At 68.7% G+C, this 27000-nt stretch carries 23 protein-coding genes and 1 pseudogene; 8 read left to right on the top strand and 16 right to left on the bottom strand.

Features of this window, described 5'->3' with window-relative positions:
- Both AC2VON_RS12980 and AC2VON_RS12975 read right to left on the bottom strand, forming a co-directional pair.
- Positions 1 to 259, bottom strand: a pseudogene (locus tag AC2VON_RS12980) (DUF3558 domain-containing protein); the annotation flags it as partial.
- Positions 256 to 810, bottom strand: coding sequence for a DUF3558 domain-containing protein (locus AC2VON_RS12975; protein WP_486953329.1), 555 nt, complete (start codon positions 808 to 810; stop codon positions 256 to 258). The pseudogene AC2VON_RS12980 and the gene AC2VON_RS12975, both read right to left, overlap by 4 nt.
- A gap of 160 nt (positions 811 to 970) precedes the next feature.
- Here AC2VON_RS12975 and AC2VON_RS12970 point away from each other — a divergent pair, with 160 nt between their 5' ends.
- Complete coding sequence (locus tag AC2VON_RS12970) at positions 971 to 2725, top strand: ABC transporter ATP-binding protein (protein WP_486953328.1); 1755 nt, start codon at positions 971 to 973, stop codon at positions 2723 to 2725.
- Between the two features lie 14 nt (positions 2726 to 2739).
- Positions 2740 to 4611 (top strand): ABC transporter ATP-binding protein, encoded by a 1872-nt coding sequence (locus tag AC2VON_RS12965; RefSeq protein ID WP_486953333.1) that lies wholly within the window; start codon positions 2740 to 2742, stop codon positions 4609 to 4611.
- Between the two features lie 29 nt (positions 4612 to 4640).
- Here the strand turns inward: AC2VON_RS12965 and AC2VON_RS12960 are convergent, their stop codons facing one another.
- From AC2VON_RS12960 to AC2VON_RS12945, 4 genes are all read right to left on the bottom strand, one after another.
- Entirely contained in the window at positions 4641 to 5213 is a 573-nt protein-coding gene (locus AC2VON_RS12960; protein ID WP_486953327.1) for a hypothetical protein, read from the bottom strand.
- 284 nt (positions 5214 to 5497) lie between these two features.
- Positions 5498 to 6610 carry an adenylate cyclase regulatory domain-containing protein gene (locus AC2VON_RS12955; protein WP_486953332.1) on the bottom strand — a complete coding sequence of 371 codons (1113 nt, stop codon included), beginning with the start codon at positions 6608 to 6610 and terminating at the stop codon, positions 5498 to 5500.
- Positions 6611 to 6624: 14 nt separating this feature from the next.
- Positions 6625 to 7155 (bottom strand): PepSY domain-containing protein, encoded by a 531-nt coding sequence (locus AC2VON_RS12950; RefSeq protein ID WP_486953326.1) that lies wholly within the window; start codon positions 7153 to 7155, stop codon positions 6625 to 6627.
- Complete coding sequence (locus AC2VON_RS12945) at positions 7152 to 8504, bottom strand: amidase (RefSeq protein WP_486953331.1); 1353 nt, start codon at positions 8502 to 8504, stop codon at positions 7152 to 7154. Before AC2VON_RS12945 ends, AC2VON_RS12950 begins: the two co-directional genes overlap by 4 nt.
- Before the next feature lie 171 nt (positions 8505 to 8675).
- Between AC2VON_RS12945 and AC2VON_RS12940 the strand changes: the two genes are divergently transcribed.
- Genes AC2VON_RS12940 through AC2VON_RS12930 form a run of 3 tightly spaced genes read left to right on the top strand, consistent with a single transcriptional unit; the run spans position 8676 to position 10741 of the window.
- Positions 8676 to 9842 (top strand): MalY/PatB family protein, encoded by a 1167-nt coding sequence (locus AC2VON_RS12940; protein ID WP_486953325.1) that lies wholly within the window; start codon positions 8676 to 8678, stop codon positions 9840 to 9842.
- Between the two features lie 4 nt (positions 9843 to 9846).
- Positions 9847 to 10275 (top strand): HIT family protein, encoded by a 429-nt coding sequence (locus AC2VON_RS12935; RefSeq protein WP_486953324.1) that lies wholly within the window; start codon positions 9847 to 9849, stop codon positions 10273 to 10275.
- A gap of 10 nt (positions 10276 to 10285) precedes the next feature.
- Positions 10286 to 10741, top strand: a complete 456-nt coding sequence (locus AC2VON_RS12930; RefSeq protein ID WP_486953323.1) for a nitroreductase family deazaflavin-dependent oxidoreductase — start codon at positions 10286 to 10288, stop codon at positions 10739 to 10741.
- 122 nt (positions 10742 to 10863) lie between these two features.
- Here the strand turns inward: AC2VON_RS12930 and AC2VON_RS12925 are convergent, their stop codons facing one another.
- The 7 genes from AC2VON_RS12925 to AC2VON_RS12895 all read right to left on the bottom strand — a co-directional run bounded on the left by AC2VON_RS12925 (position 10864) and on the right by AC2VON_RS12895 (position 20877).
- A complete protein-coding gene (locus AC2VON_RS12925) occupies positions 10864 to 11457 on the bottom strand; it encodes a nucleotidyl transferase AbiEii/AbiGii toxin family protein (RefSeq protein WP_486953322.1) in 594 nt (197 codons plus the stop codon).
- Positions 11454 to 11657, bottom strand: a complete 204-nt coding sequence (locus tag AC2VON_RS12920; RefSeq protein WP_486953321.1) for a hypothetical protein — start codon at positions 11655 to 11657, stop codon at positions 11454 to 11456. Before AC2VON_RS12920 ends, AC2VON_RS12925 begins: the two co-directional genes overlap by 4 nt.
- 141 nt (positions 11658 to 11798) lie before the next feature.
- Positions 11799 to 12635 (bottom strand): uracil-DNA glycosylase, encoded by an 837-nt coding sequence (locus AC2VON_RS12915; RefSeq protein ID WP_486953320.1) that lies wholly within the window; start codon positions 12633 to 12635, stop codon positions 11799 to 11801.
- Positions 12636 to 12709: 74 nt separating this feature from the next.
- The gene (locus tag AC2VON_RS12910; RefSeq protein WP_486953319.1) at positions 12710 to 13957 is read right to left on the bottom strand and encodes a DUF2399 domain-containing protein; all 1248 of its coding nucleotides are present in this window, start codon (positions 13955 to 13957) and stop codon (positions 12710 to 12712) included.
- Complete coding sequence (locus AC2VON_RS12905) at positions 13950 to 18173, bottom strand: TIGR02680 family protein (protein WP_486953318.1); 4224 nt, start codon at positions 18171 to 18173, stop codon at positions 13950 to 13952. The genes AC2VON_RS12910 and AC2VON_RS12905 overlap by 8 nt, the downstream gene beginning before the upstream one ends.
- Positions 18170 to 19327, bottom strand: a complete 1158-nt coding sequence (locus AC2VON_RS12900) for a TIGR02678 family protein (RefSeq protein WP_486953317.1) — start codon at positions 19325 to 19327, stop codon at positions 18170 to 18172. Before AC2VON_RS12900 ends, AC2VON_RS12905 begins: the two co-directional genes overlap by 4 nt.
- Positions 19324 to 20877, bottom strand: coding sequence for a DUF2397 domain-containing protein (locus AC2VON_RS12895; protein ID WP_486953316.1), 1554 nt, complete (start codon positions 20875 to 20877; stop codon positions 19324 to 19326). The genes AC2VON_RS12900 and AC2VON_RS12895 overlap by 4 nt, the downstream gene beginning before the upstream one ends.
- A 195-nt stretch (positions 20878 to 21072) precedes the next feature.
- Between AC2VON_RS12895 and AC2VON_RS12890 the strand changes: the two genes are divergently transcribed.
- From AC2VON_RS12890 to AC2VON_RS12880, 3 genes are all read left to right on the top strand, one after another.
- A complete protein-coding gene (locus AC2VON_RS12890; RefSeq protein ID WP_486953330.1) occupies positions 21073 to 22392 on the top strand; it encodes an FAD-binding oxidoreductase in 1320 nt (439 codons plus the stop codon).
- Between the two features lie 128 nt (positions 22393 to 22520).
- The gene (locus tag AC2VON_RS12885) at positions 22521 to 23747 is read left to right on the top strand and encodes a cytochrome P450 (protein ID WP_486953315.1); all 1227 of its coding nucleotides are present in this window, start codon (positions 22521 to 22523) and stop codon (positions 23745 to 23747) included.
- On the top strand, positions 23747 to 24346 hold the full coding sequence (locus tag AC2VON_RS12880; protein ID WP_486953314.1) for a TetR/AcrR family transcriptional regulator: 600 nt from the start codon (positions 23747 to 23749) through the stop codon (positions 24344 to 24346). The genes AC2VON_RS12885 and AC2VON_RS12880 overlap by 1 nt, the downstream gene beginning before the upstream one ends.
- Here AC2VON_RS12880 and AC2VON_RS12875 read toward each other — a convergent pair.
- The 3 genes from AC2VON_RS12875 to AC2VON_RS12865 form a co-directional block, all read right to left on the bottom strand.
- Positions 24331 to 25050, bottom strand: a complete 720-nt coding sequence (locus AC2VON_RS12875) for a siderophore-interacting protein (protein WP_486953313.1) — start codon at positions 25048 to 25050, stop codon at positions 24331 to 24333. The genes AC2VON_RS12880 and AC2VON_RS12875 overlap by 16 nt on opposite strands.
- A 50-nt stretch (positions 25051 to 25100) precedes the next feature.
- The gene (locus AC2VON_RS12870; RefSeq protein ID WP_486953312.1) at positions 25101 to 26231 is read right to left on the bottom strand and encodes an acyltransferase family protein; all 1131 of its coding nucleotides are present in this window, start codon (positions 26229 to 26231) and stop codon (positions 25101 to 25103) included.
- A partial coding sequence (locus AC2VON_RS12865; RefSeq protein ID WP_486953311.1) for a DbpA RNA binding domain-containing protein occupies positions 26228 to 27000 on the bottom strand: 773 nt, incomplete at its 5' end. The genes AC2VON_RS12870 and AC2VON_RS12865, both read right to left, overlap by 4 nt.

Raw genomic sequence — 27000 nt, 5'->3', positions numbered from 1 at the left:
CGCCGACAAACGTGCTCTGGATGTCCAACGGGTCGGCGCCCACGGTCTTGGCGAGGATGTCGGTGGTCAACACCTCGCACTCCTTGAGCAGGTTCGGGTACTGCCGCTCGGAGTTGTCGTTGCGGGGCGCATCGCCGACGCCCGCCTTGACGGCGTTGCCCCCCACCTCCCTTGAGCAGCCGGTCAGCGTCATCAGCACGGCCAGCGCCACCGCCGACGCCGCGGCGGCCAGCGCCCGGACCCGCACCGGGCGCCTCATTTCGCGTTCGCCATCGACTGGCTGGTGAGTTCTTTAGCGACGTCGCACGGATCCGGGAAGGGTTTCTGGGCGAAGCTCACCGACCATTCGATGAAGTCGTCGGAGAACTGGATCGCCACTTCGCACAGGCTGTCACCCAGTGCCGGCGCGGTGTTGCCGATCGCGATGAATCCGCTGTGGCCGTCGATGTTGATGTCCTCGACGCTGGTACGCGACAGCTCCTCGGTCTTGCGCTCCCGCCCGATCGGACTGCCTCGATACCAGGAGAAGGAGAAGTGCGGGCCGGAGATACCGCCGCCGGCCAACCACTGGCAGCCCACCGAGTTCTGCGCGGTGTTGACCAACCCGGTCACCCTGGTCAGCTCGGTGACGGTCTGGTCGCTGATGCCTCCGCACTGTGGGAACATCGGCCCGTGCTGGCCGTCCGCCGACCCCGATCCCGATCCCGGTGAGCCGGTGGACTGAGAGCCGGTCGAGCCGGAATCGGAGCATCCGGCCGCCAACGCGATCACGGTCGCGGCCGCGGCAGCCAACGCCGCCCGTGTCGTCATGGTGGGCCGCACGCTACCGGCACCTTCTGCTGGTCACACGATGCACTGTAGCTTGACGGTTGCCGGTCAACCATGACACACCGGGTGAGCAGTCGGTTCGTGTCAGGGGCCGGCCCGCGACCGGCCAGCGGCCGGTGGCGCGGTGTGCGACAGTTACCAAATGCTCTCGGCGCTGCTGCGCTGCCACATCGGGCCGTACCGCTGGCTGGTCGCGGCGGTAATGGCGCTGCAGCTGATCGGCACGCTGGCATCGCTCTACCTGCCGACCGTCAACGCCACGATCATCGACGACGGCATAGCCCGCGGCGACACCGTCGTCATCGTGCGGCTCGGTGCGGTGCTACTGGGGGTGACCGGGCTGCAGGTGGCTTGCAGCGTCGCGGCGATGTACTGCGCCGCGCGCACCGGGACCGGTTTCGGCCGCGACCTGCGCTGGGCGATGTTTTCCCACATCACCGGCTTGTCGGAGGGTGAAACAACCCGGTTCGGGGCGCCGTCGCTGCTGACCCGCACCACCAACGACGTCCGCCAGATCCAGATCGTGGTGCAGTTGAGTGCCACCGTGGGAGTGGCCGCGCCGATCACGGGCATCGGCGGGGTGCTGATGGCCGTGCACCAAGACGTCGGGCTGTCCTGGCTGCTGGGAGTCAGCGTGCCGCTGCTGGCGGTGGCCAACTACGCGATCGTCGCGCGGATGGTGCCGGTCGTTCGCCGCCTGCAAGCCCTGATCGACAACATCAACCGGGTGCTGCGCGACCAGCTCGCCGGGATCCGGGTCATCCGCGCGTTCGTCTCCGAGCCCACCGAACGGGACCGCTTCGCCGACGCCAACCGCACGCTGTCAAAGACCGCGCTGAAAGCCGGCAATCTGCAGGCGATGATGCTGCCGGCCACCATGCTCATCATCAACGGCTCCAGCGTGGCGCTGATCTGGTTCGGTGGGCTGCGCATCGACGCCGGCCAGATGCAGATCGGCTCGCTGGTCGCGTTCTTGTCCTACTTCCTGCAGATCCTGACGGCCGTGATGATGGCGACGACGATGCTGGCGATCCTGCCGCGGGCCTCGGTGTGCGCCGAGCGGATCACCGAGGTGCTGTCCACCCGCCCGGCAATCAGCGCCCCGGCGCACCCGGTCTCGCCGCGGCGCGGCGTCATCGGGGTGGTGCGGCTGGCCGGTGTCAGCTTCCGCTACCCGGGCGCCGACCTGGCGGTGCTGCGCGACGTCTCACTGGAGGCGCGTCCCGGCACCACCACCGCGGTGGTCGGCGGCACCGGGTCGGGCAAGTCGACGTTGATCTCCCTGATCTGCCGGTTGCGTGACGTGACCGGCGGCGCGGTGCTCATCGACGGGGTTGACGTGCGCGACTACGACCCCGAGCGGCTGTCGGCGAGCATCGGGCTGGTGCCGCAGCGCGGCTACCTGTTCTCCGGCACCGTCGCCGACAACCTGCGCTACGGCGCACCCCCCGGAGAAGTCGTCACCGACGACCAGATGTGGCAAGCGTTGCGGGTGGCCGCCGCCGACGGGTTCGTGGCGGCCCACGACGACGGGCTGGCAGCACCGGTGGCCCAGGGCGGCGCCAACTTCTCCGGCGGGCAGCGGCAACGACTGGCGATCGCCCGCGCGGCCATCCGCCGGCCGGCGATCTACCTGTTCGACGACTCGTTCTCCGCGCTGGACGTGCACACCGAGGCGCGGGTGCGCACAGCGCTGCTCGACGTCGCAGCCGCCGCGACGGTGATCATTGTGGCGCAACGGATCTCGACCGCCATCCAGGCCGACCAGGTGATCGTCATCGACGACGGGCGAGTGGTCGGTGCCGGCAGCCACCGAACGCTGCTGGCCGGATGCCCCACATACGCCGCGTTCGCCGAGTCCCAGTCGGTGGCCTCTCGCGTGAGCGGGCCGCGGTGACCGCCCCGCCGCGCATGCAGGAACCGGCGGCGCGGTCCCACGACATTCTGCCTACCGCGGTTCGGCTGGTGAAACGCCTTAGCCCGCAACGCGGGCCGGCCGCCACGGTGGTCACGCTGTCGCTGGCCGGCATCGCAATCGGGGTGGCTGGACCACGGATCCTGGGACACGCGACCGACCTGCTGTTCAACGGAGTGATCGGCCGGGAGCTGCCGGCCGGGCTGACCAAGCAGCAGGCGGTGGCGGCAGCACGAGCCCGCGGCGAGGGAACGTTCGCCGACCTGCTGTCCGGGATGGACGTGGTGCCGGGCAAGGGGGTGGACTTCGGTGCGGTGGGCCGCACCCTGGCGCTGGCACTGGGTCTGTATCTGCTGGGCGCACTGTTGGTCTGGCTGCACGCCAGGCTGTTGAACGTCATCGTGCAGCGGACCACGATGGCGTTGCGCCGCGACGTCGAGGAGAAGGTGCACCGGCTGCCGCTGAGCTACTTCGACCACCGACAGCGCGGGGAGCTGTTGAGCCGGGTCACCAACGATGTCGACAACACCCAGACGTCGCTGTCGATGACGATCAGCCAGCTGCTCAGCTCGCTGCTGACCGTGGTGACGGTGCTGGCGATGATGGTGTCCATCTCGCCGTTGCTGGCCGCGATCACCGTGCTGGCGGTGCCGCTGTCTTTGTTGGCGGTGCGGGTGATCACCCGCCGCTCGCAACGGCTGTTCGCCGTCCAGTGGGCCGCCACCGGACGGCTCAACGCCCACATCGAGGAGACCTACAGCGGATTCACGCTGGTCACGGCGTTCGGTCACCGGGAGTGGGCGCGACGACGGTTCCAAGAGTGCAACGACGAGCTGTACCGGGCCGGTTTCGGTGCTCAGTTCGTCTCCGGCCTGTTGTCGCCGGCGGCGGGATTCATCGGCAACCTCAGCTACGTCGCGGTGGCGGTGATCGGCGGCCTGCAGGTGGCGACCGGGCAGCTCACCCTGGGCGGCATGCAGGCTTTCATCGCCTATGTGCGTCAGTTCAACCAGCCGCTGACCCAACTGGCGTCGATGTACAACACGCTGCAGTCCGGGGCGGCCAGCGCCGAACGGATATTCCAGTTTCTGGACGAGCCCGAGGAGCCCGCCGACAGCGTGGTGACGTTGTCGCCCAATGGTTCCGGACCGCGTGGGCTGGTGGAGTTCCGCCGGGTGAACTTCGGCTACCGGCCCGGAGTTCCGGTGATCGAGGATCTGTCGCTGACCGTGGAACCGGGCAGCACGGTGGCGATCGTCGGGCCGACCGGTGCCGGCAAGACCACGCTGGTCAACCTGTTGATGCGGTTCTACGACGTGGACTCCGGACAGATTCTGCTCGACGGAGTCGACATCGCATCGGTGAGCAGGCGCTCGCTGCGCTCGCCGATCGGGATGGTGTTGCAGGACACCTGGCTGTTCGCCGGAACCATAGCGGAGAACATCGGCTACGGACGGCCCGAAGCAAGCGAGGACGAGATCGTCCAGGCCGCCCGCGCAGCCTACGTCGACCGGTTCGTGGCGACCCTGCCTGATAGCTACCAGACCCAGGTCGGCGACGACGGGGCCGGGATCAGCGCCGGAGAATGCCAGCTGATCACCATCGCGCGGGCGTTTCTGGCCCGCCCGCAGCTGCTCGTGCTCGACGAGGCGACCAGCTCGGTGGACACCCGCACCGAGCTGCTGATCCAGCAGGCGATGCGTGACCTGCGGCGGGGTCGGACGAGCTTCGTTGTCGCGCACCGGCTCTCGACGATCCGAGACGCCGATCGAATTGTGGTGATGCAGGCCGGCCGGATCGTCGAGCAGGGCAGCCACTTAGAGCTTCTGGCCCGGCGCGGCGCCTATTGGGCGATGGCGCGCGGGTAGCGCGGGCTGGTGCCAGCTGGGCTGGGACCCTACGGATCCGGCCCCTGCGTCCGCAACTCGTCGACCTCCGACATCGCTTCGCGCAGCTTGGTCAGCCAATCCTCGGCGTGCTCACCGACCAGCTGCACCGACCAGGCCAGCGCGTCGGAGCGCGACCGGGCCACACCCGCGTCGACCAGGGTGTCGAGCACCCGGCGCTCGGGTTGTTTCAACCGCGTCATGACCGGCACCGCGATGTGGGTGAACAGAATTCGGCGGCCGGCAACCTCGACACCCCAGGACACCTTGCGACCGTAGCGGTCCTGCGCTTCGTCGGCGATTGCCATCCGCTCCGCTCGGGTGTCCTCGCGGAACCGCGAGGCGCGCCCGGACGCGTGGGCTGGGCTCTCCGGCCCGGACTCACCGGAGCCTTGCGATTGTGCCAGCCGGCCGATGACGGTGATCTCCTCGCGGTCGACGACGACGGTCGGGTCCCCGTCGAACCACCCTTCCGGGATGCGTCCGGCGAACCAATCCGCGGCGTCGCCGGCATCGGGTTGGTGCGCTTGTTGCCAGCCACCGGGGCGGCCGTAGCGGTTGCCGTGCATATGATGAACGTTCATGATTACATGATTACACCGTTGCGCTATTGTCGTCAGCGATTTTCGCCGGGAGCGAATTATCGTCACCGCCTCCGCTTCACGCGACGGCCAATCGGCCGGGTGAAAACCATTGATAGCGGGGGGCCGGCGGCGTAGCGTCGACGCCGAAGCAGGCCCGGAGAGGACGGATCCGAAGAGCCGGTTGACGGGGATGAAAACCGGCCGCGCAGGATGTGTGAGACGCCCCCCAGTGTCCACCGGGCCTGCCTTTATGTGCAGATCCGCCGAACCGGTCTCAACCGGGGTCAGCTGTCTTGGCGGCGCCGAACCCGGAACAGATTCACCTCGCCCCTGATGCCCTTGAGGTGCCGCGGACCGGCGAACGACCAGCTGAAGCGACCGGTTTCGGCGAGGTTTTCCCGCACGGACTCGGTGACCAGGACAGCGCCCGGCCGAGCCACCCCGGTCACCCGGCTGGCCAGGTTCACCGGGCTGCCGAACCAGTCGCCGGCCCGGCTCACCGCCGCACCGGATGCCACGCCGGCGCGCAGCCGGGGGAAGTCTCCATCGGTGTCGGTGACCTCAACCAGCTTCAACACCGCATCCAACAGCGCCGCAGCATCGGTGCAGACGAACATCACGGCGTCACCGATGGTTTTGACGAACCGTACCGGCGAGACGGCCACGTCACGGGCCTGCTCAGCGAGCCGGTTGGCCAGCTGCTCCAACTCCGCCGGCGGCACGGCTTCGCCCACGCGGGTGAAGCCGACCAGATCGGCGAATGCGACGGTCACTTGGCGGGCACCCGGCAGTGCGCTGCCCGCGGCAAGCTCGCTGGCGGTGACCGCCTCGGCCTCCAACTGGTGGCGCAGGTGCATAAACAACATGTCGGTGATCCACGGGCCCAGCAGCGGCGCCAGCCGGCTGACCAGTGCCTGTGATCGCTTGGCGATCTCCAGTTCGGTGCCGCCGGGTTCCAGTACGGCCGCCAGCGAGGCATAGCGCATCACCTCCGCGGCACGCGAAAGCCCGTCGGCCAGCACCCGAGCGACCTGCACGATGTCGTCGGGATCCAAGCCGGCGTCGAGGAACCGCTGCATGTGCGCGGCAGCTTCGCCATCGGCGCGCAGGTACACCGCGGCATCGGGATCATCCACGCGGGCCAGGCCGATCGCGCGTAGCACGCGCTGCAGCAACTCGACGTCGATATCGTGGGTGTCGGCGATCTCCCGCGCCGACACGTGGTCGTCGCCCTGGCCGACCACCCGACCCGCGGGCAGCAACGCGGGCGCGGGCGCGGCGCGGATCTGTTCGACAGTGAAGCCCAGCTCCCGCAGCCAGGCGATCAACGCGGCGCGCTGGGTGCGAGCGGCACCGTTCAATCCGTCGAGCAGGGCTTCGATCTCGGGATCCGCCATGTCGCCGGCGTCGGTCAATTCTTGGTCACAATGCCGCCGGAGGCGGCATCGATGCGCACCTGGTGTTCGGCGTCGTCCGAGTCCGTGACGTCGGCCTTCCAGACCGTGATTCCGATGTGGCTGTCCAGGTTCAGCTCGGTAACCCGCCCGGGCACTGCCACGGTAACCGCCGAGACGGCTTGGCGGTAGTCGAGCTTGGCCGCCCGCACCCGGCTGCGGTGCTTCGCCTTGTCCTGGGCGGTCTCGGACTTGACGCTGGGACCACTGTCGACTCTGGTGCCGTCGGCGGACACCCCGACCTGATGGTCGGTGCCGTCAGCGGTGACGACCTGGACGTCCCACCCGGTGTTGTCGCGCTGGGTTTGGATGGAGATGACCGTACTGCCGGCAACCGCGGCCTGCGCCGTTTCACCGGCATCGAGCAGCGCCTGGTTCGCTGCACCGGACGGCGCGGCCGGACCCCCACGGTGGTCGCAAGCGGCCAGAGGCGCCATGATGAGCACGGCAGCGGCCGCAACCACCCGGACCAGCAAAGTGGCGGTCATGACACCGCAGGGCGCTGCTGCGCCCACGGTCTCGCCTTTTCTATCTGCGCGGCCAGGGACAGCAGCGTCGCCTCGTCGCGAGGCCTGCCGACGAGCTGGATCGCGACCGGCAGACCGTCGCCGTCGAAACCCCACGGCAGCACCGTGGCGGGCTGGCCGGTCAGATTCCAGATCTGCTGATGCGGAACGCGTGCGGCGACCAACAGCAGGGTTGTCACCGGGCCGCAGCGCTGGTAGGCGCCGATGCGCGATGGCCCGATGGCGTTGGCGGGCGTGACGAGCACGTCCACGTCGGCGAAGATCGACTGGACACGCGCGGCCACCGCCGCCTCCTTCGCACGTACCGCCGCGATCCGCCGGTCGGAGAACAGCGCACCGATACGCGACATCGCGCGGGTCCGCGTCTCCAGCCGCTCGGGGTACGGCAGCGAGCGCACGTCGTCGTGGATGCCGCGGAAGTAGCGCGGCAGATAGTACCGGTGGATCACCGCCGGTGGATAGTCGGGGTCGCGGTTGACGACGTGATGGCCCAGATCGCGAAGCAGCACACCGGCCTCGTCGACCGCGCGGCGCTGTGCACTGCCGAGCCGGGCGAGCGGGGGCGGTGGCATCTTGGTGCTCAACGCGATTCGCAGTCTGCCCGGGTCGCGTGCGGCCGCCGCGGCGAAGCCGCCCTGCGGCTCCGGCTGGTCTGATTCAGTCGTCGTGATGTCCAGAAACAGCGCCGCGTCAGTCACCGAGCGGGTGATCGGCCCGTTGACGCTCAGCCCCTGCCACGCGTCGTCGTGCGGCGCCAGCGGGACTCGGCCGCGGTTCGGCTTGAGGCCGAACACGCCGCACCAACTGGACGGGATGCGGATGGAGCCGCCGCCATCGGAACCCAGTGCCAGGGGCGCCAAACCGGCCGCGACCGCCGCGGCGCTTCCGCCGCTGCTGCCGCCCGGTGTTCGGGTGGTGTCCCAGGGGTTGGCGGTCGCTCCGAACGTCAGCGACTCGGTGTAGGGGAACATCGTCGCCTCGGGTACCGCGGTTTTGCCGATGATGACCGCGCCGGCTTTGCGCAGCCGCCGGACAACCTCGGCGTCCTGCGTTGCCGCCGGCCCATGCGCGCTGGTGCCGTATGTCGTCACCTGGCCGGCGACGTCGACGCTGTCCTTGATCGCGACCGGTACCCCGAGCAGCGGCAGCCGTTCGCCTGCGTCAAGGCGTTGCTGGGCGGCGGCGGCCTCCGCACGCGCGGTGTCGGCCAGCACCACCCGATAGGAGCGCAGCTGCGGGTCCAGCCGTGCGATGCGCTCCAGGTAGACCGCCAGCAGCGCCGACGCGGTGATCGTGCCCGCGGCCAGCATTCGCGCCTGCTCGGCCGCACCGGCGAAAGCCAGTTCGCGCGGATCGGTGGACTCCACCGGCACAGCCTATCGCCGGATGCAGGCAGACTACTGATATGAGCCGCACCGGCGACGATGCAGTGGGGGTATCACCCGCTTGCGGGGGAACCAGCGACGAGGAGGAGCGGTGCCATGGATGAAGCGTTCGACTCGCTGGCCGAGGAACAGCTGCGCCGGCGCAAGACCATCAAATGGAACTTCTTCGACCCCGACGTATTGCCGCTGTGGATCGCCGAGATGGACTTCCCCACCGCGCCGCCGGTGCTGGACGCGGTGCAGGCCTGCATCACCAACGAGGAGTTCGGCTACCCGTCGCTGCGCGAGGAGGTGCTGCCGACAGCGACCGCCCAGTGGTGCCGGCGTCGCTACGGCTGGGCTGTGCAGCCCGACCGGGTGCGCGTGGTGCCGGACGTGCTCAAGGGGATGGAAGTCGTCGTCAACTTCCTCACTCGCCCCGAGAGCCCGGTGGTGCTGCCGGTCCCGGCGTACATGCCGTTCTTCGACCTGCTGCAGGTCACCGGCCGCCGGCGAGTGGAAATTCCCATGCCCCAGCAAGATTCGGGCCGCTACGTGATGGATCTGGACGCGCTCGACGCCGCGTTCGCCAGCGGGGCCGGATCGCTGATTTTGTGCAATCCGAACAATCCACTGGGCACCGCGTTCGCCGCCGACGAGCTGCGCGCCATCGTGGACATCGCGGCCGGCTACGGCGCGCGAGTCATCGCCGACGAGATCCACGCACCGCTGGTCTATGAAAGGCCGCACGTCGCTGCCGCTTCGGTGTCGGATGCGGCCGCCGACACGGTGATCACCCTGGTGTCGGCTTCCAAGGGGTGGAACCTGCCGGGCCTGATGTGCGCCCAGGTGATCTTGTCCAACCGTCGTGACGCCGACGAGTGGGACAAGATCAACATGCTGCACAAGATGGGTGCGTCCACAATCGGGATCCGCGCCAATATCGCCGCCTACACCCACGGCGGCAGCTGGCTGGACGAGACGCTGGTGTATCTGCAAACCAATCGCGACCACCTGGCACGGAGCCTGCCCGAGCTGGCGCCGGGGGTGCGGGTCAATTCCCCGGAGGCCACCTATATGTCGTGGATCGATTTCCGCGCATTGCACCTGCCCGCCGAGCCGGCCGGCTACCTGCTGGCCAACGCCAAGGTGGCGGTCAACCCGGGGATCCCGTTCGGTGCCACGGTGGGCTCGGGTTTCGTGCGGCTGAACTTTGCCACGTCTCGGACAATCCTGGATCGCGCGATCAAGGCGATCGCTGCCGCCCTGCCGGCGGTACCGTGACGGTATGCCCTGCGTGTTCTGTGCGATCGTCGCGGGCAGGGCGCCGGCGGTGCGTGTCCACGAAGACGACGACTACCTGGCCATACTCGACATCCGGCCATTCACCCGCGGGCACACGCTCGTGCTGCCGAAGCAGCACACCGTCGACCTGACCGACACGCCCACCAGGACATTGGCCGGTATGACGGCGATCGGCCAGCGGATCGCGCAGGCGGCGCGCGCCACGGCACTGGCCGACGCAACCAACCTCGCGATCAACGACGGCCGCGCCGCCTTCCAGTCGGTGTTCCACATTCACCTGCACGTGCTGCCCCGGCGCAACGGCGACAAGCTGTCCCTCGCCAAGGGGATCCTGTTGCGCCGCGACCCGGATAGACAGGCGACCGGACGAATCCTGCGCGACGCGCTGGCGCGGATCGACGCGGCGCGGTAATACTGGGCGAATGTCTTTTGCATCCTGGCTTGAACAGCGTCTGCTGCCTCCCGCAATACGCGTACACAACGCCGTTTATCAAACGTCCCACGGCTGGATCGGGCATCGGGTGCTGTGGGTTCCCAGTCTGCTGCTGCACACCGTCGGCGCCAAGACGGGCAGGGCCAGAACCACGTCGCTGACCTACGCACGCGACGGGGACTCGTATCTGATCGTCGCGTCCAAAGGCGGCGACCCCCGGGCCCCCGGCTGGTATCATAACCTCAAAGCGCATCCTGACGTCGAAATCAATGTCGGGCCAAAGCGATTCGGAGTCACCGCTAAGCCGCTGCTGCCCGGGGATCCCGGCTATGACCGGCTGTGGAAGATCGTCAACGACAACAACGGCAACCGTTACAAGGCGTACCAGCGCAAGACCTCACGGCCGATCCCGGTCATCGTGCTCACGCCTGCGCGCCCAGCGTGAAGCTGTTGGCGACCGGGGCCGCGACGGCGGCGTGCAAGGCCACCGCATAGCAGCCGTTTTCGCACCGGCATCGACGAGTCCGTCCGGGGGTCTGAGCAGTTGGCCGGTGGATGCGGCCGCCGTCAGCATTTACCGGCGAGGCGTGTCAATTCCGCCGCCAGGTCACGGCCTCGGTGGAAGCCGCGCGCGCTGATCAGCTCGATCGCCGTGCGGGCATCTTCGATGTCTTCATCAGATGCGGCTTCAATGAGCACGCGAAGGTCACTACGGTCCTGGGGCCGGCGGTCGTCGTCTCTGGCAAGGAGTTTCATCGCAATCAGATGCGCAGTCTTGGCGACTGGTGCGACGAGCCCGGGCAGGATTTCGATCTCCTCGGCAGCCTCGGCGATTTCCGGCTCGATGCCGCAGCTGGCAAAAAGCAGGTCCACCACGACGTTCGCGGCGGTATCCGTGGCTGCTCCGAGACGGACCGTCGCTAACCGCCCGACCTCGTCCTGCTCTACCGAGGCCAGCAGCCTGTACTGCTGGGTAAGCAGCCGACGGACCAATGACTCCGCGGCATGGTCGTCCACCACCGCGACAGCGATGTCGACATCACGGGTGAAGCGTGGTTCCACTCGCGCCGAAACCGCGAAACCACCGACAATCGCCCACCGTTGCCCCAGCCCGGTCAGGTCCTTGGCCGCTTTGCGCAGTGCCGCTTCGACAGCATTCACGTGAACCGGGTAGACATCCGGCCGGCGCTGTCGCCCGCCTCCGCACCCGGACGTGTCGTCCGCCACGTCTCGACAGCCGCTTCAATCTCGGCAACATCTGCATCGGGGCGTTCACGCCGGAGTCGCATGCGCTCCATCTGCTCGCCGACCTCATACATGTCGAGAGCAAGCCTCAGCTTCCACGCAACGATCCCGGCCACGCTGTAAGCCTACGGCGCCGTGGCAAGCCAGGCTGTGAACCCAGTCGGGTGTCTTTCCCCGCGCCGGGCCCACGCTGTTATCGGCACAACCCGACGATACCGACTACCCGTCGAGATCAAGCATCGCGTCAATGCCGACGGTTAACGGGTTAGTCCGGCCAGGACAGCCGCCCGGTGAAACACGTCGTCCAGCATGGGCCTGGTCAACCTTCCGGTGAAGGTGTTGTGCTGACTCGGGTGATAGCAGCCCAGCAGCACCACCTTGCGCCGCCCGGCGTGCAGGGTCGCCTCCGCGGCATGGCCGAACTTCGGTATCGGCCGCCCAACGTCGCCGCCGGCAGATCGCACCATGTTCAGCGCGGACTGCCAGGCGAAACCCCCCAGCGCCAGGATGACCCGCACGTGACGGCCGGTCAGCCGCCACTCGGTGGTCAGCCATGGTGCGCAGGTGTGCCGCTCGACGGTCGTCGGCACGTTGTCCGGCGGCGCACAGCGCACGGGCGCGATCACCCGGGTGCCCGTCAGCTTCAGCCCGTCGCCGGCGTCCACGCTGGTCGGTGCGCTGGCCAGCCCGGCCCGGTGCAGCGCCGCAAACAGCTCGTCACCCGAACGGTCACCGGTGAAGGCGCGGCCCGTGCGGTTACCGCCGTGTGCTGCCGGCGCCAGCGCAACGACCGTCAGCCGTGGGCGTTCCGCGCCGAAACCCGTCACCGGCCGCCCCCAGTACGGCTCGTCGGCGAACGCTTTCCGTTTAGTCACCGCAACCTTTTCCCGCCAGCTGACCAGCCGCGGGCAGGCTCGGCACACGCTGATCATCGCGTCCAGTTCGCGGATGGCGCGCGCTTGGCCGGCCAACTCCGCCACCTCGTCGGCGTCGGCGGCCACCGGGGTTTGCGGTGTGGCCCGATCACCCGGCCAGCCGGAGCCCGGCGGCACCGGAGAGGCGAACCGCTTTCCGGTGCGCGGATGCGGGTGCACGCGACCATCGTGCCGGGTACGCAGTGCGGCCGAAACTGAGGGTTCCGAGCAGAGACGCTGCGCCGCGCAGGGAGTCAGCTGACCGACAGGCGAGCCTGATCGAGATCGGCCATCAGCTGGTCCAGGATCGCTTCCTCGTGGATCGCAATGCCATGCTGGCCGAACAAGGCGCGCAGGTGCTCAAGCTCATTTCCGCTGGAAGCCTCGGAAGCGAAGTCGAGGCCCAAATGCATGGCATAGGTCGCAGTGTCGTAGCGCCAGCCGGTCGCCGCCGGTGCCGCGGACCGCATCAGGTCGGCTATGTTTAACCCGACAGCATCGAAGTCAGCTCGTACCTTGATCCCGCATCCAGCATCGGCCAGGCCCGCGATCAGATCCAGTGCCACGTTGGTGGGGTTGCCGTCGGTGCAGACCATCGGCGGACAGTCCGCACCCAATCGGTCGGCCGCCGCCTCCAGCACCGTGACGTTTTCGCACACGAAGATTGTGGCCTCCGGAGGCGCTGTCCATGAACCGGTGATCGACCGTAGGGTAAGCCAAACCGGTTCACCGGGGCTGGCTGCACACCACCGCACGGCGGGCACCTCACCTTCCAGCGGAAGGTTCAGCACAAGCACTCGCGACGACACACCGTCGCACTTCACACCCACACGCGCCCAGACAAGTCGCCAGTCGCGGCCCGCGCGATGCGGTCGCGGCATGCCGTACTCTGCCGCAACCAACCGGGCTACCGCCCGGCCAAGTAGCCGGTCGTAGTCAAGAGCATGCGCGTCATAGTCGCCGATGCTTGCCGCAAGTTGCGCCAGCGATACGGAGCGGCCCAGGCCCGGCAGCTGGCGCCACACCACCACGGCCTGCTCGGCGACGGCCAAGAGTTCACCAGAACCGGCCTTTGGCAACCCCGGGTCGTCGAGCCAAATCTGTACGGCTGAAACTCGGACTCCTGCGGCTTCGAGCAGGTCGACCACCGTCGCCCGCTCCTGCTCAGATGCGGTCTTCGCGGATGCTCGTTCATCGGCACGCAACTGACGGAGATTGACCAGCGGTCGATCGTCGATGCCTTCGACAAGGCCGCGAACGGTGAGACCGTGTTCGGCCAGCGCGGCGGCCAGATCCTGCAGGCGCACCGCCCGATCGGTCAATTCCCACGGCGTCCCCAACAACAGCGCCACCTCGCGGCGCTGTTCGCGGGTCAGCGCGACGCGCAAAGTGCCTCGCTCGATCTCGGATCCCTTGGCCGCACGGTCGCGGATGTGCCACAACACCAGCGCCGGGCCCGGCAGCCGCACCCAAGCCACCAGCCCGGCGGGGATCTCAGTCACCGGATTCCTCGGCGAACAAACCTTGAGCTATGACGGTTACCGGGTGTTGCCCCACACCGAGTCGGTCAACCGCGAGCTGCTGGAGCTCACAGCCGCACCACAGATACGGTTGGCTGTCCACACCGGCGATGCCTGGCTGCCGGGCCAGGTCATAGATCGCCACCGCCGGCACCGTCGGGTAGGTGCACCATTCGTCGTGCGCAGTCAACATCACGTCGAGTTCGAAGTCGACGGTGAGTCCCATGAACGACGCCTTGACAGTCGCGTCGACACCAGTCATCGCCTCGTCCAGCCACACACAGCGCGGCGCGTGACTACCGGCGGCGTCATAGGCGACCACTGCCGCCGCAAACAGCGGCTGAGCCAACAGCACCACCTTCTCCCCGCCGGACTTTGCGGCGTGCTTAGCGGCGTCGAACAACGCCCACGTCCCGCCCGCCCCCTGCCGGTACTGCAGGGTCAGCCGCAGCCAGCGGCGGTAGTCCAGGGCCAGCGCCAACTGGTCCTTCCAGTCCGCAGTACCTTCAGCATTCGCGTCGTCACGCGCCGCCTCGATCTGCCGCCGCAGGAAGTCCCGCACCATGTCCTGCCGCTCCTGGGTGAGCTGTTGGTATCCCTGCCGCAGCGCGTTGACCACAGCGCTGGCATCGGGATCCTTGGGGTCGGCCTCCCACTGCACGCGCACCACGTGGCCGTGGCGGGTGGAGTGTGCGGCGAGCTTGTCGTTGATCCGCTGCAACGTATGCGCGGTGTAGTCCAGACGGTCCTTGAGGTGCTCGATGAACGCCGATCCCAGCAGGGTGGTCAGCACGCGCTGCTGCTCGGCGTCAAACCGCTCCTGTTGCTCCCTGACGCGTTCGGTCAGGGCGTCGGCCGCGGCGGGCGGCGCCAGCCAGCCCCGGTCAGGGTCGACGAGCACGACAACCTGCGGCAAGTCATCGCCAACCTCGTCGTTGACCCGGGCATCCCGGTCCGGCAGCAACCGCTGGCGAAGCTGCCCGAACTGGTCGTAGCACCGCCGCCACGCCCGCTCCACGTCGGCGGCCTGCTCCCGCAGCGTGATGTCTTTGCGTAAGCCGCTTGCGAATTCCCGGGCCGCCTGGACGGCTCGTCGTTCGGGCGCTGTCAGACCCAGCGGCTCGGCGAGGCCGTGATCGACCGCGGCCCACAGCGCGGTCATCGCCACATCGCGGTGCTGCTCGGCGGTTGCGCGTTGGCTCTCGTGGGTTTCCAGTGTGGTCGTGGCGGTTCCTTCGGCGACCTTGGCGTCGGTCAGCTGCTCGTTGAGCTGGCCGATCCGGGTGCGCAACTCGGTGATCTCGGTGTCGAGGGCGTCCTTGCGACGCAGCTGCTCAGCGTGCTCGACGTCGAGTGCGTCCTCGGCGGTGGCCAGCCGCACCCGCGATTGTCGATGCTGCTCGGTCAGTCCGGCCGCCTCCGCGACCGCAGCTTGCCAGCTCGCCTCCTGTTCGGTGCAGCGCCGGGTCGCCTCATCCAGGGTCGTCAACTGTGCGGCCAGCAGCTCCAGCACGCCCGCCAAGCCCTGTAGCCGCATCCCGTATTCGCGTATCGCCGCACCCTGCCGATCCAGGTCGTGCAGCGCGAAGTCGTGCTCGGCGGCGTAGTCCACGAACGCCGCCCACGCCTGGTCCCGCCGGGCCAGATCCTCCTCGTGGCGGGCGCGCTTTTCGACGAGGCTCCCCTCCGCGACCAGACGCCGCCGCGACCGCTCGGCTAGCTTGCCGACATGTCCGACGAGGACACGCTCGGTCTGCGCCGGGATCGCCTCATATTCCCGGTCGAGTGTCTGCAGCGCGCGGTCGAGGCCCTCGATCCGCCCGTCCAGCTCGACTAGGCGCGCGTCGAGTTCGGTGCGTTCGGCCTGCAGTCGGGCGATGTCCCGGTCCCGCGCCGCGGCTCGCGCGGCCGCGCCCAGGTAGGAGGCCGGTCCGGCCGGTTCGGCCCGCCCGGTCAGACCGCCCACTCGCCAACTGCCGTCGGCGGCCAGCCAGTCGCCGTCATTGTCGGCGGGCGCGGTGTCATGCCACGCGACGGCGGCCAGAACACCTCGCACGACATCCGGTTCGACAGAGCAGGCCTCATCCGGCTCAAGTACCGCAAGCAGGCTCTCCCCGCGCGCACCCCCACGGGATCCCAACTGGACATCGGCGAGCAGCCGGCCGTCGACCGTGTCGACCATCCCGTCCGCGGACACCCAGGCGTCCAGCAGGCCGGAGGCCGCGGCGGCGGCTTCCAGCCGGGCGAGCAGGTCAGCGTCCAGGCCGTCGACAGGGTTGACCAGCCGCCACAGCGGCGCACCAAGCTCGTCGTCGAGGCCCGGGCGTTCCCGCCGGGCCCACAGCGTCGGGGCGGGCGGCGGGCTGTCGGTTCGTGTGCGCACCCGGTCGAGTTCGTCGTCGACCTCCTGCCGCCGGGTCGCGAGCGGAGCGCGCTCCACGCACAGCGCCCCGACACGGTCGGCGATGTCTCGCCGCACCCCGGACACGTGATCCCGCATGGTGTCCACCACCGACAAACCCGGATGCGCGGCACCGGCTTCCGCGTCGATCACGGTCAGCTCGATGATCTGGTCGCACCACTCCTCGACCAGCCGGGCTGGGCAGACGGCGACCGCTGCAGCGTCGGCCCAGTCGCGGATCTGCTGCCGCAGCGTCTCGGCGTCCTGCTCGACTTGTCCCACGGCCTGGGCTTCGTCAGCCTGGGCGGTCGCCACGTCCTGCTCGGCCGTCTGCACCCGCTGGCCGGACTGTTCGGCTTGGCGTTCGACGGTCGCGTGGCCCTCGTGGAGGGTGGTGAGCCGGTCGAAACGCGCCAAGCGCGTCTGGTGATCGGCGAGCAGGGCGTCTACATCCCTGCCCGGCAGGAGCGCATCCGCCGACGCCACCAGCCCCGCCGTCGGCGCGGCCTCCCGGACGGCGGTTTCCTGCTCGGCCACCCGCCCTTGGATGTTCTCGGTCTCGCGCTGGACTTTCGCAAGCCACTCTGTGGCGTTCGCGTGCGCCTGTTGGGCGGCGTCGGACCGCTTCTCCGCGGCGGCCAGCTGATCCCGCAGGCTCGCGACCGCGTTACGGAGCTGCGCGACCCGCTGACTCGCCGTCAGGGCGTCGCGATACGAGGCGGATTCCAGGAGTTCGCGCAGCTGCGTATCGCGGTCGCCTTCGAGCCGCTTGGATGTGGTGAGCTGCTCGTCGGCCTCCGCGACGAGTTGGTTGGCCTCACGCAGCGTCTTCTCCGCCTCGTTTCTGGCGCGGGTGGTGTTGTCCAGCGCGGTGGTGGCTTGGGTGAACTCGTCGGCCCGCTGCCGCAACACGGCCCGCGCCCACGGCCGCCACCCTTCCCGGACGAACTGCGCGACGGCCGCCGCTGCCTGCTGCGTCTGCTCCACCGCCCCGCGCAGCGCCTCAAGGTGGTCCCACCCCTCGGCCAGCTGGGTTACCTCGTGAGTCGCCAACGGCGGCAACGCATCCCGCAATGTCTCTTCGAGCAGTGTGGGGCTGAGCCGCTCACCCAGTTTCGGTTTGCGCAGCTGCTTGAGCAAATCGGTGAGATTGTCGTAGGAGGCTGCGGCGAGGCCAAACAGCTCCTGGCCCAACCGCTCTCGGTAGGCCACCGCGCTGCCCGGCAGATACACACCGTCGAGCTTGCGAAGCTCCTTCTGCTCCAGAGCACGCCCGCCAGCCATCAGCTGCAGCTCCTTGCCGGGCCGCAGCCCGGTGAAGAACTGCCAGGTGGTGACGCCGGTGGTTCCCGTGCCTCGTCGTGCGCTCATCCCCATGCCGCAGACGAAGAATCGGGCCTGGCCATCGTCGTCCAGCCGCCCGAACTCCGCCCAGGCATAGCCGAGACCGGAATCGGCAGGCGGCCGCGGGTCATCGCCCTCCCCGGTGGGCAGCAGGTTGAAACGCATGGTGCGGTGTTGGGAGCCGAACGGGTCGAGCACCGACGGGGTGACCTCGCCCCGCAGCAACATGAGGGTGGTGAGCTCGAGCACCTTGGTCTTGCCGGCGCCATTGCCGCCTCGAAGCACCAGTCGACCGTCAGCGAACCAGAATTCGGTGTCGTCGTACTCCCACAGGCCGATGATGCCCACCCGCAGCGGCTGCCAGCGGCCACGGTGCGGCTCGGGCAGCCCCCCGTCGAGCGCGGCGGCAAGCCACTCGTGCTCCCAGGCGGAAGCGGCATCTGACGGTGTCATGGCTCTTCATCCTCGCCCAGTCGCGCCGTGACCGATACCACGGACGGGTTGCGGAACCGAGCCGACGCCGGCGACAGCGACCACCCGCCGTCGACTTCGGGGCGCAGCAAATCCAGTGCGCGAAGCAGTTCGACCGCCCGGTCGCGTGTTGCGAGGTCTGTCTCCAACTCCTTGGTCAACGCCTTCGGGTAACGGAAGCGCACCTCGGTCGCGGCCTGCAACAACTGGTCCGCGCTCACCCGCCCCTGCTCATCGGCCAGGGTTCGGAGCTCGTCCAGCACCATCAGGCTGGCGAAATCGACGGCTCGCAGCCGGGGGAACGGCAGATCGGTCTCGGCCTCCTCCGACGCGATAAGGGCGAGTCCCTCGGCCCGCTGCTCCACCACCCAGCCGGTCATCTCGGTACACCAGGCGACGAGGCGGTGACGCTGGTTCGCCAGATATGCCCGCTCGGCGTCCCCGAGGTCGGCGATCAGGCACACCGGCAACTCGACCAGTCGGCGCATCACAACATAACGGCTCGTCGCATCCGTGGCCGCCGCGGCGTCGAGGTCGTCACCGCGCTCGCCCAATGCCGCAGACAGCGCGATGGGATCAACCAGCCGAAGCAGCAACTGCCGCACCACCTCGTACGCGCCGCCGACGGTGTCCCGGTGGTGAGCCCAGCCCTCGCGGCGGTCCTCGTCGTCGCGGTCGACGGGCCGTAGCACTCCGGCGTCGACCAGCAGGCCCACCGCCTTGACGAATTGCGACCGGTCGACGAAGCGGTCGGCGTCATATTCCGCCAGACCGACGTCGTCGCGACGCGTGAGGACTCGAACCCGGTCGGAGAGCTCCTGGGTGGTGGTGAGATCTTCTGCGTCCTCGGCGACTGCCGCGCCCAGAATCGCCAACGTGAGCACACGGCGCCCCGGCGCGCCGTGGCGTTGCGGTGCGATCACGTCGTTGCCGATCGGTCGCCGGAACAAACGGGCCGCCGACTCGGTGATCACCAGGTCGTAGTTGAGTCGACTTTTGAACCAGTCCACCAGGATGGGCCGGTGGCGAGGGTTGCGCACCAGCGCAAACAGTTCGCAGTAGCGCCAGCGATCCAGTACCGGGTGGGCGAGCAGGCCGGTGAAGGCGCGCTGACGCTCGGCGGCATCGCGCGTCATCGCAGCGACTCCAGCTCGAATCGCCAGTTGACCGCCGCCAGTCTCCCGCGCGGGCTGGGGAGCGACACCGTCGACGGCCCGCTGGTCGGCGCACACAGCGTCACGCGCCATCGCCCATCGCCCGTCACGCCGGTACGGACTGCGCCGTCATCTGCGCGGGCGATAGCGAGGAACTCCAGCAGCAGATCCAGTTCGGCCTCTGACAGCCACTCCCATCCCGCGAACCGCGTCCCCGAGCGCCGCCGCAACGCCGCCTCGGCCTCGGCTCGGGCGGCCACCGCGGCCGCTCTGGCCCGTCGTGCCGCCGCGCGGCCCTTCGCGTAGTCGGGCACCTGGGCGCGCCGGCCCACCGCGGCGCGCACGCCGTGCTCGCGAAACCGCGCCGTCACAGGGGCTGGCGGCGCATCGGCCCAGGAGCGGGTATGGTCGTCGGCCGCGTCGGACGGCAGCAGCAGGTGCCGCGCGGCGAACAGCCCGGTGGCCGTATCCCAGAGCCGACAAGCGGTTTCATCGTCGCGAGCCCGCTCGATCGCCCGCGCCAAACGCAGCAGCTCCGTGCGGCGGGTCACCGTGCCACCGGTATCCATCAGGATGTGCATGTTGCGCGCCCACGGCGTCACCAGGTCACGCAGCTGCCGCCGCAGCCGCCGCGCCTGCCCTTCACTGCCCTCAAACCATGCCGTCAGAGCCGACCACGTCCGTTGCCAACGTTCCGCCTGTAGTGCTACCTGCTCGTCATCGGCATCCTCCGACGCGGCTCGGCAACAGGCCCGCCACACCGACTCGTTGAGCATCGATGTGCACCGTGTCATCAGGTCCGCGATCCGCGGACTGTGCACGTCGACCTGTTCGCCCCACATGCCGATATAGGAGCGCAACGTCCGCCACAACACTTCCTGCTTGTCCGGGTCGGGGCCACCGGACAGGGCATGCGCCAGGCTGCGCTGCCAGGTCCGCGCGGCGGTCGCCATGCCGTGGTGCAGGCTGATGACGACCTGGTATTCAGTCGCCGCATCGCGGTAACGCCGGTCCGCGACCGCGTCGGCGAACACGTTAAGCCGGTCGTGGATCGCACGTGGCGCCAGCGTCAGGTCGGCGGCCGACGCCTCCTCAGCGTGCAGATCCTCCGTCCAAAACGTGTGCAGCCGCGCCGCTTTCGGTGTGAGCTGGTAGCGGTCCCGCTTGCGCAAGAAGTCCTCACCGGTGCGCGCCGGCTCCTGCCATCGGGTTAGCACGCCCCACCGGACCAGCCGCTCCAGGCGTGCTTCGAGGTTGAATCGGTCGTCCGCCACCATGTCGTCTACGGCGTCGGCGGGAATTCGGGCAGCCAGGTACGCCGCGACGCGTGCACGGACATCGTCATAGGACAAGCCGGTCAAGCTGGTGTCCTGCGCCTCGAGCAACACGTCGACGACCGCCCGGTACTGCGCCGCGTATTTCACGACCAGGTACGCGGGAACGAGGTCGGGGCCGGGTAGATACGAAGCCCAGTGGTCGACCGGTCCGCCCTCGGGCAGTTCGTCGTCCTGCGCGCCGTTCAGGTCCTCCACGCCGTTCAGGGTAGGGGCGGCCTGGGACATCGATGGTCTGATCAGAAAAGCTCGCGCGCTACCGCGGAGTGTCCCTTGCCCGCGACCTGTATGAGCGGCGCTACCTCAGGGTCCACATGCGCGCCTGCGGCTCCGTAGGATCAGCGTGTGGACGCCCACGCGCTGGCCGAGCTGATCGCCGAGCTGCCGGACCGCATGGTGATCACCGATCCCGCGATCACCGAGGGCTACCGGCAGGACCGTGCGTTCGACCCGTCGGCGGGCAAACCGCTGGCGGTGGTGCGGCCGCGTCACACCGAAGAGGTGCAGGTGATCCTGCGCTGGGCCAGCCGGCACCGCGTCGCGGTGGTGGCGCGCGGTGCGGGCACCGGGCTGTCCGGCGGGGCGACCGCCTTGGACGAGAGCATCGTGCTGTCCACCGAGAAGATGCGCGACATCACCGTCGACCCGGCCACCCGCACCGCGGTGTGCCAACCGGGTCTGCTCAACGCCGAGGTGAAAAAGGCCGTCGCCGAGCACGGGCTGTGGTATCCGCCGGACCCGTCGTCGTTCGAGATCTGCAGCATCGGCGGAAACATCGCCACCAACGCCGGCGGGCTGTGTTGCGTGAAGTACGGGGTGACCACCGACTACGTGCTGGGTGTGCAGGTGGTGCTGGCCGACGGTACCGCGGTGCGGCTGGGCGGCCCGCGGCTCAAGGACGTCGCGGGACTCTCGCTGACCAAGCTGTTCGTCGGCAGTGAGGGCACCCTGGGCGTGATCACCGAGGTGACGTTGCGGCTGCTGTCGGCGCAACACCCGTCGGCCGTGGTGGTGGCCACCTTCGCCTCGGTGCGGGCCGCGGCCGAAGCGGTGCTGGCGGTGACCACCCGGATCCGCCCGGCGATGCTGGAATTCATGGACGCCGCGGCGATCAACGCCGTCGAGGACCACTTCCGGATGGGCCTGGACCGCGAGGCCGCCGCGATGGTGCTAGGCGGCTCCGACGAGCGCGGACGGGCCGGAGCCGAAGATGCCGAACTGATGGCCGGCGTGTTCGCCGAGCACGGCGCCAAGGAGGTGTTCTCCACCGACGACCCGGAGGAGGGTGAGGCGTTCGTCGCCGCCCGGCGGTTCGCCATTCCAGCAGTGGAAGCCACCGGCTCACTGCTGCTCGAAGACGTCGGCGTGCCGCTGCCGGCACTGGCCGATCTGGTCATCGGTATCGAGGCCATCGCCGCCGAGCGTGAGCTGACCATCTCGGTGATCGCCCACGCCGGCGACGGCAACACCCATCCGCTGATCGTCTACGACCCCGCCGATGCAGCGATGGTGGCCCGCGCCGAGGTCGCATTCGGCGAGATCATGGACCTGGCCGTCCGGCTGGGTGGCACCATCACCGGCGAACACGGGGTCGGGCGGCTGAAGCGGCCGTGGCTGGCCGGCTACCTGGGCCCGGACGTGATGGCGCTCAACCAGCGGATCAAGGCCGCGCTCGACCCACTGGGCATTCTCAACCCCGGCGCCGCGATCTGAGGGGCACGGAGCGAGCGTGCACAAACCCGGTGATTTGCTCGGCGCGTCGACAGGGGACGCGCACACTCGCGCGGGAGCCAGTTGACATTTTGGTCTAATAGTCGTACTTATAAGACATGCTGACTGCTATGTCTCGACCGAGGTTCGAGCCGTGCAGCGCGCAGACGTGGGCCGACCCCTACCCGATGTACGCCGCGTTGCGCGAGCACGACCCGGTTCACCATGTGGTACCCGGGCACGATGCCGGCCAGCCCGACCGGCCCGACCGGGATTACTACGTGCTGTCCCGGCATGCCGACGTCTGGTCGGCCGCGGCCGACCACCAGACGTTCTCCTCCGCGCATGGGCTGACACTCAACTACGGCGAGTTGGAGATGATCGGCCTGGCCGACAACCCGCCGATGGTGATGCAGGATCCGCCGGTGCACACCCGGTTCCGCAAGCTGGTCGCGCGTGCGTTCACTCCGGCGCATGTCAGGGAGCTGGAGCCGCGGGTGCGCGAGTTCGTCGTGGCGCGCATCGAGCGGCTGTGCGCGGCAGGCGCCGGGGACATCGTCGCCGAGCTGTTCAAGCCGCTGCCGTCGCTGGTGGTTGCGCACTTCCTCGGGGTGCCCGAGGCCGATCGCACCCAGTTCGACGGCTGGACCGAGGCGATCGTCGCGGCCAGCGCCACCGAAGCCGGCTTCGCCTCGGCCGGTGACGCGGTCACCGGGATGATGACCTACTTCACCGGCCTGATCGAACGCCGCCGAACCGAGCCCGGGCGCGACATCATCTCGCACCTGGTCAGCTCCGGGCTGGGAGCCGACGGTGACACCGCTGGCCTGCTGTCCATCCTGGCGTTCGCATTCACCATGATCACCGGCGGCAACGACACCACCACCGGAATGCTGGGCGGATCAGCGCAACTGCTGCACCAGCGCCCGGACCAGCGCCGTCTGCTGGTAGACACCCCGGAGTTGATCCATGCCGCCATCGAAGAACTGCTGCGGCTGACCTCACCGGTTCAGGGACTGTGCCGCACCGCCACACGTGACGTGACGATCGGCGACAGCACCGTTCCGGCGGGCCGAAAGGTGTTGCTGCTCTATGCCTCGGCCAACCGTGACGAGCGCTTCTTCGGACCCGACGCCGCAGAACTCGACGTGGCACGCAGGCCGCGTCAGATCCTCGCCTTCGGTTACGGCGCGCACCACTGCATCGGCAACCAGGCAGCCCGCATGCAGTCACGGGTGGCGCTGCAGGAGCTGTTGGCCCGGTGCCCGAATTACGCTGTGGACGAGGCCGGCATCACCTGGGCCGGCGGCAGCTACGTACGCCGCCCGCTGTCGCTGCCCTTCACGGCGAACCCGTGATGGCCGGCACCGATTGGCTGGCCGACCGGCGCACCGAGGTTGCCGTCGAGGCAATTCTCGGGGCGGCTGAGCGGTTGTTCGCCGACCACGACCCCGGTTCGGTCGGCATGCACGAAATAGCGCACGCCGCAGGGTGTTCCCGCGCGACGTTGTACCGGTACTTCGACAACCGGGACGCCCTCTACACCGCCTACGTACACCGGTGGGCCAACACCCTGTACCGCCAGCTGACCGAGACCCTCACCGGCATCGACGACCCGCACCGGCGACTGATCACCGGTGTCACCGAGTCGCTGGCGCTGGTGCGACAGAATCCGGCGCTGATGTCATGGTTCGCCGGGACGGCACCACCGATCGGCGGCGAGATGGCGGAACGGTCCGAGGTGGTCACAGCGATGGCCGAGGCGCTGGTGCGGGGCCTCGGGCCCGCCGATGCCGATGCGGTGAAGCGCCGTGCCCGCTGGGTGACGCGGGTGATGACGTCACTGCTGGTCTTCCCGGGCCGCGACGCCGCCGACGAGCGGACGATGCTCGAGGAGTTCGTCGTCCCAGTGGTGACGCCCGCCCACGCAGAAAAGACAGGTCAGACAACCCAATAGGCTTGGGCCTTAATCGATTTGCGCGGAATACCGTAACTCTCCCGCAGTATCTTACTGACCGCCCGGGTGGTGTGGTTGTCGCAGGCCACCCAGCCGAAATGATCTTCGGCGCCGAACGCCGCCGAGCTGACGGCCTGCAGCAACGCTCCGTTCTTGCGGTCCACCCAGACGGCATCGGTGTGCCGATTCACCGGTAGGTCCCGGTCGTCGTCGTAGTGGGCTTCCAGGAACACCCGCGCCGGTGCGTCGCCGATCGCCACCAGCAACGTGTTGATCGCCGGCAACGATGCACTGTCACCGACGATGACGTAGCCGGCCGGAGGCGGCTCGGGAATGGCGAATTTGCTGCCCAACACGGTCGCCTCGATGGTGTCCCCCGGCTGCGCGGCCTGCGCCCACCGCGACGCGATCCCGTTGTGCCCGTCGTGCAGCGCGAATTCGATGTCGACGGTGTCGGCGACGGGATCGGGGTTGACCAGCGTGTAACCGCGCTGGTGCAGCTTGTCCCCGTCGGTGAACCACATCCGGATCCACATGGTCGGATGCACCGCACGCCCGCTGAGCAGACCACCGGCGTCGAAGCTCAGCCGCAGGTAGTGTGCGTTGATCTCGCGGCGGCCGGTCACCGTCAGCCGGTAGTCACCGGCACCCAGCAGTCTGAGCACCGCACCCTGCCAGCCGCGGGTAACCGGCTGCTCGGCCATCGGTACTCCGTCCCGTCGAATTTAGGGCAGCGTAACCTATCCACAATGGTTCAAGAGCGGACCCGGGTGACGCGGTGCAGCAGCCAGGACAGCGGAATCGTCAGCACCAGCGTCACCACGAGCAGGCCGAGCATCGAGCCGGTGTAGACCTTCCAGTGCAGCACCTCGACCATGGCGATCTCCATCGTCACCAGGTGGATCAGGAAGATCTCGTAGGAGATCTCACCCAGCCACTCCATCAGCCGGGTGCCCAGCAGCCGGACGTACCAGCCGTGGTCACCCAGGGCCAGCGGCGCCAGCGACAACATCGCGATCACGGCGTAAAACACCGCCTTGACCAGCGCCTCGTCCAGCTCGCGCGGCGATGTCGTCGGTTCACCGGCGATCGGGGTGGCGGCGATCAGGTAGCACACCACCGCCAGCGGGATCGCCACGAACCCGTAGCAACGCACCCGCATCGCCTCCAGCACCGACAGCGACATACCGCCCGCGAACCACATCAGGTAGCTGGGTGGCCACAGCCGGGCACCGTCGGGCAACCAGCTCGCGGTATGCACCAGGATCAGCCAGGCCGGGGTGATCGCCGCCACCGCAGCCAGCCCGGCCAGCAGCAACACCGGCCGCCACCGCCGCCGGCACAGCCACACCAGCAGACCGTAGGCCAGCAGTGGCAGCAAAACGTAGAAAGCGACCTCCACCGCCAGGCTCCACATCTGGGTCAGCCCCTGGTGTAGATACGAGCCCAAGTAGCCGTCGGTGTAGATCTGGGTCAGGGTGAGGTTGCGGAACAACCCCGTCCAGGTGTGGCCGGGATTCGGTCCAGCCGTGCGGAAGTGATACACCAGGTACGCCGTCAGCACGGTGACGATATAGGCGGGCATGATGCGCCGCACCCGGTGCCAGGCGTAACGGTGCAGCGATGGTGCCGGCCGGTCCCTGGCGACGGATTGCACCCACGGCCGGAACAGCAGAAAGCCGGAGAGCATGAAGAAGATCGGGACGCCGATCTCCAGCCGGGAATACACCAGGCCGATATAGCCGTGGGTGTATTTGCCGGTGGTGTAGGCGGCGTGAGTGGCGACCACCAGGATCGCCGCAACCGCGCGGATGCCGGTCAGCGACTCGACGCGGTAGACCTGCCGGGGGCCGCCGCGAGTCGCGACGTCCTTCGACAGTGTCATCCGGCGTTCCGTCGCGGCTTGGCAGTGCCGCCAGTGCCGCGATGACCCGTCCGGCCCGGTGGACGATCGGGCTCCAGGTTGATCAGCACGCCCGAGATCCGGGTGCGCTCCAGCGCTTTCAGTGTCTGGCGGGAGAGCTTGGTCGGCAGCTCCACCAGTGAATGGTCCGGCCGGATGCTGATCTGGCCGAAGTCGCTGCGGTGCAGGCCGCCTTCGTTGGCCAGGGCTCCGACGATGGCGCCGGGGCCGACCCGGTGCCGCTTGCCGACGGCGATGCGGTAAGTCGCGAAACCAGGCCTGGCGCGTCGTCTGGTGTCCCCACCGGGTTTACGCTCCGGCCGATCGGGCCGATGCGACCGCTTATCCGGCGGCGGCTCCGGCTCCAACAGGAGCGCCTCGCCGTTGCGGGACTGCAGTGCCAGCGCCGCGGCGACATCGGCGATCGGCACGTCGTGCTCGCGGCTGTAATCCTCGACCAGGCTGCGGAACACATCGGTGCCGGGTGTACCGAGGGTTTCGGTGATGGAGTCGGCGAACTTCGCCATCCGCTGGGCATTGACGTGTTCGACGGTGGGCAGGTCGGCCTTGGCGAGCTTGTGTCGGGTCGCCTTCTCGATCGCCTTGAGCAGGTGGCGTTCCCGCGGGCTGACGAACAGGATCGCGTTTCCGGACCGGCCGGCCCGCCCGGTGCGTCCGATGCGGTGCACGTAGGACTCGGTGTCGTGCGGAATGTCGTAGTTGAGCACGTGTGAGATGCGGTCCACGTCCA

This window comes from Mycobacterium sp. TH-M82 (assembly GCF_057473605.1).
This window is presented reverse-complemented; position numbering and strand designations above follow the sequence as displayed.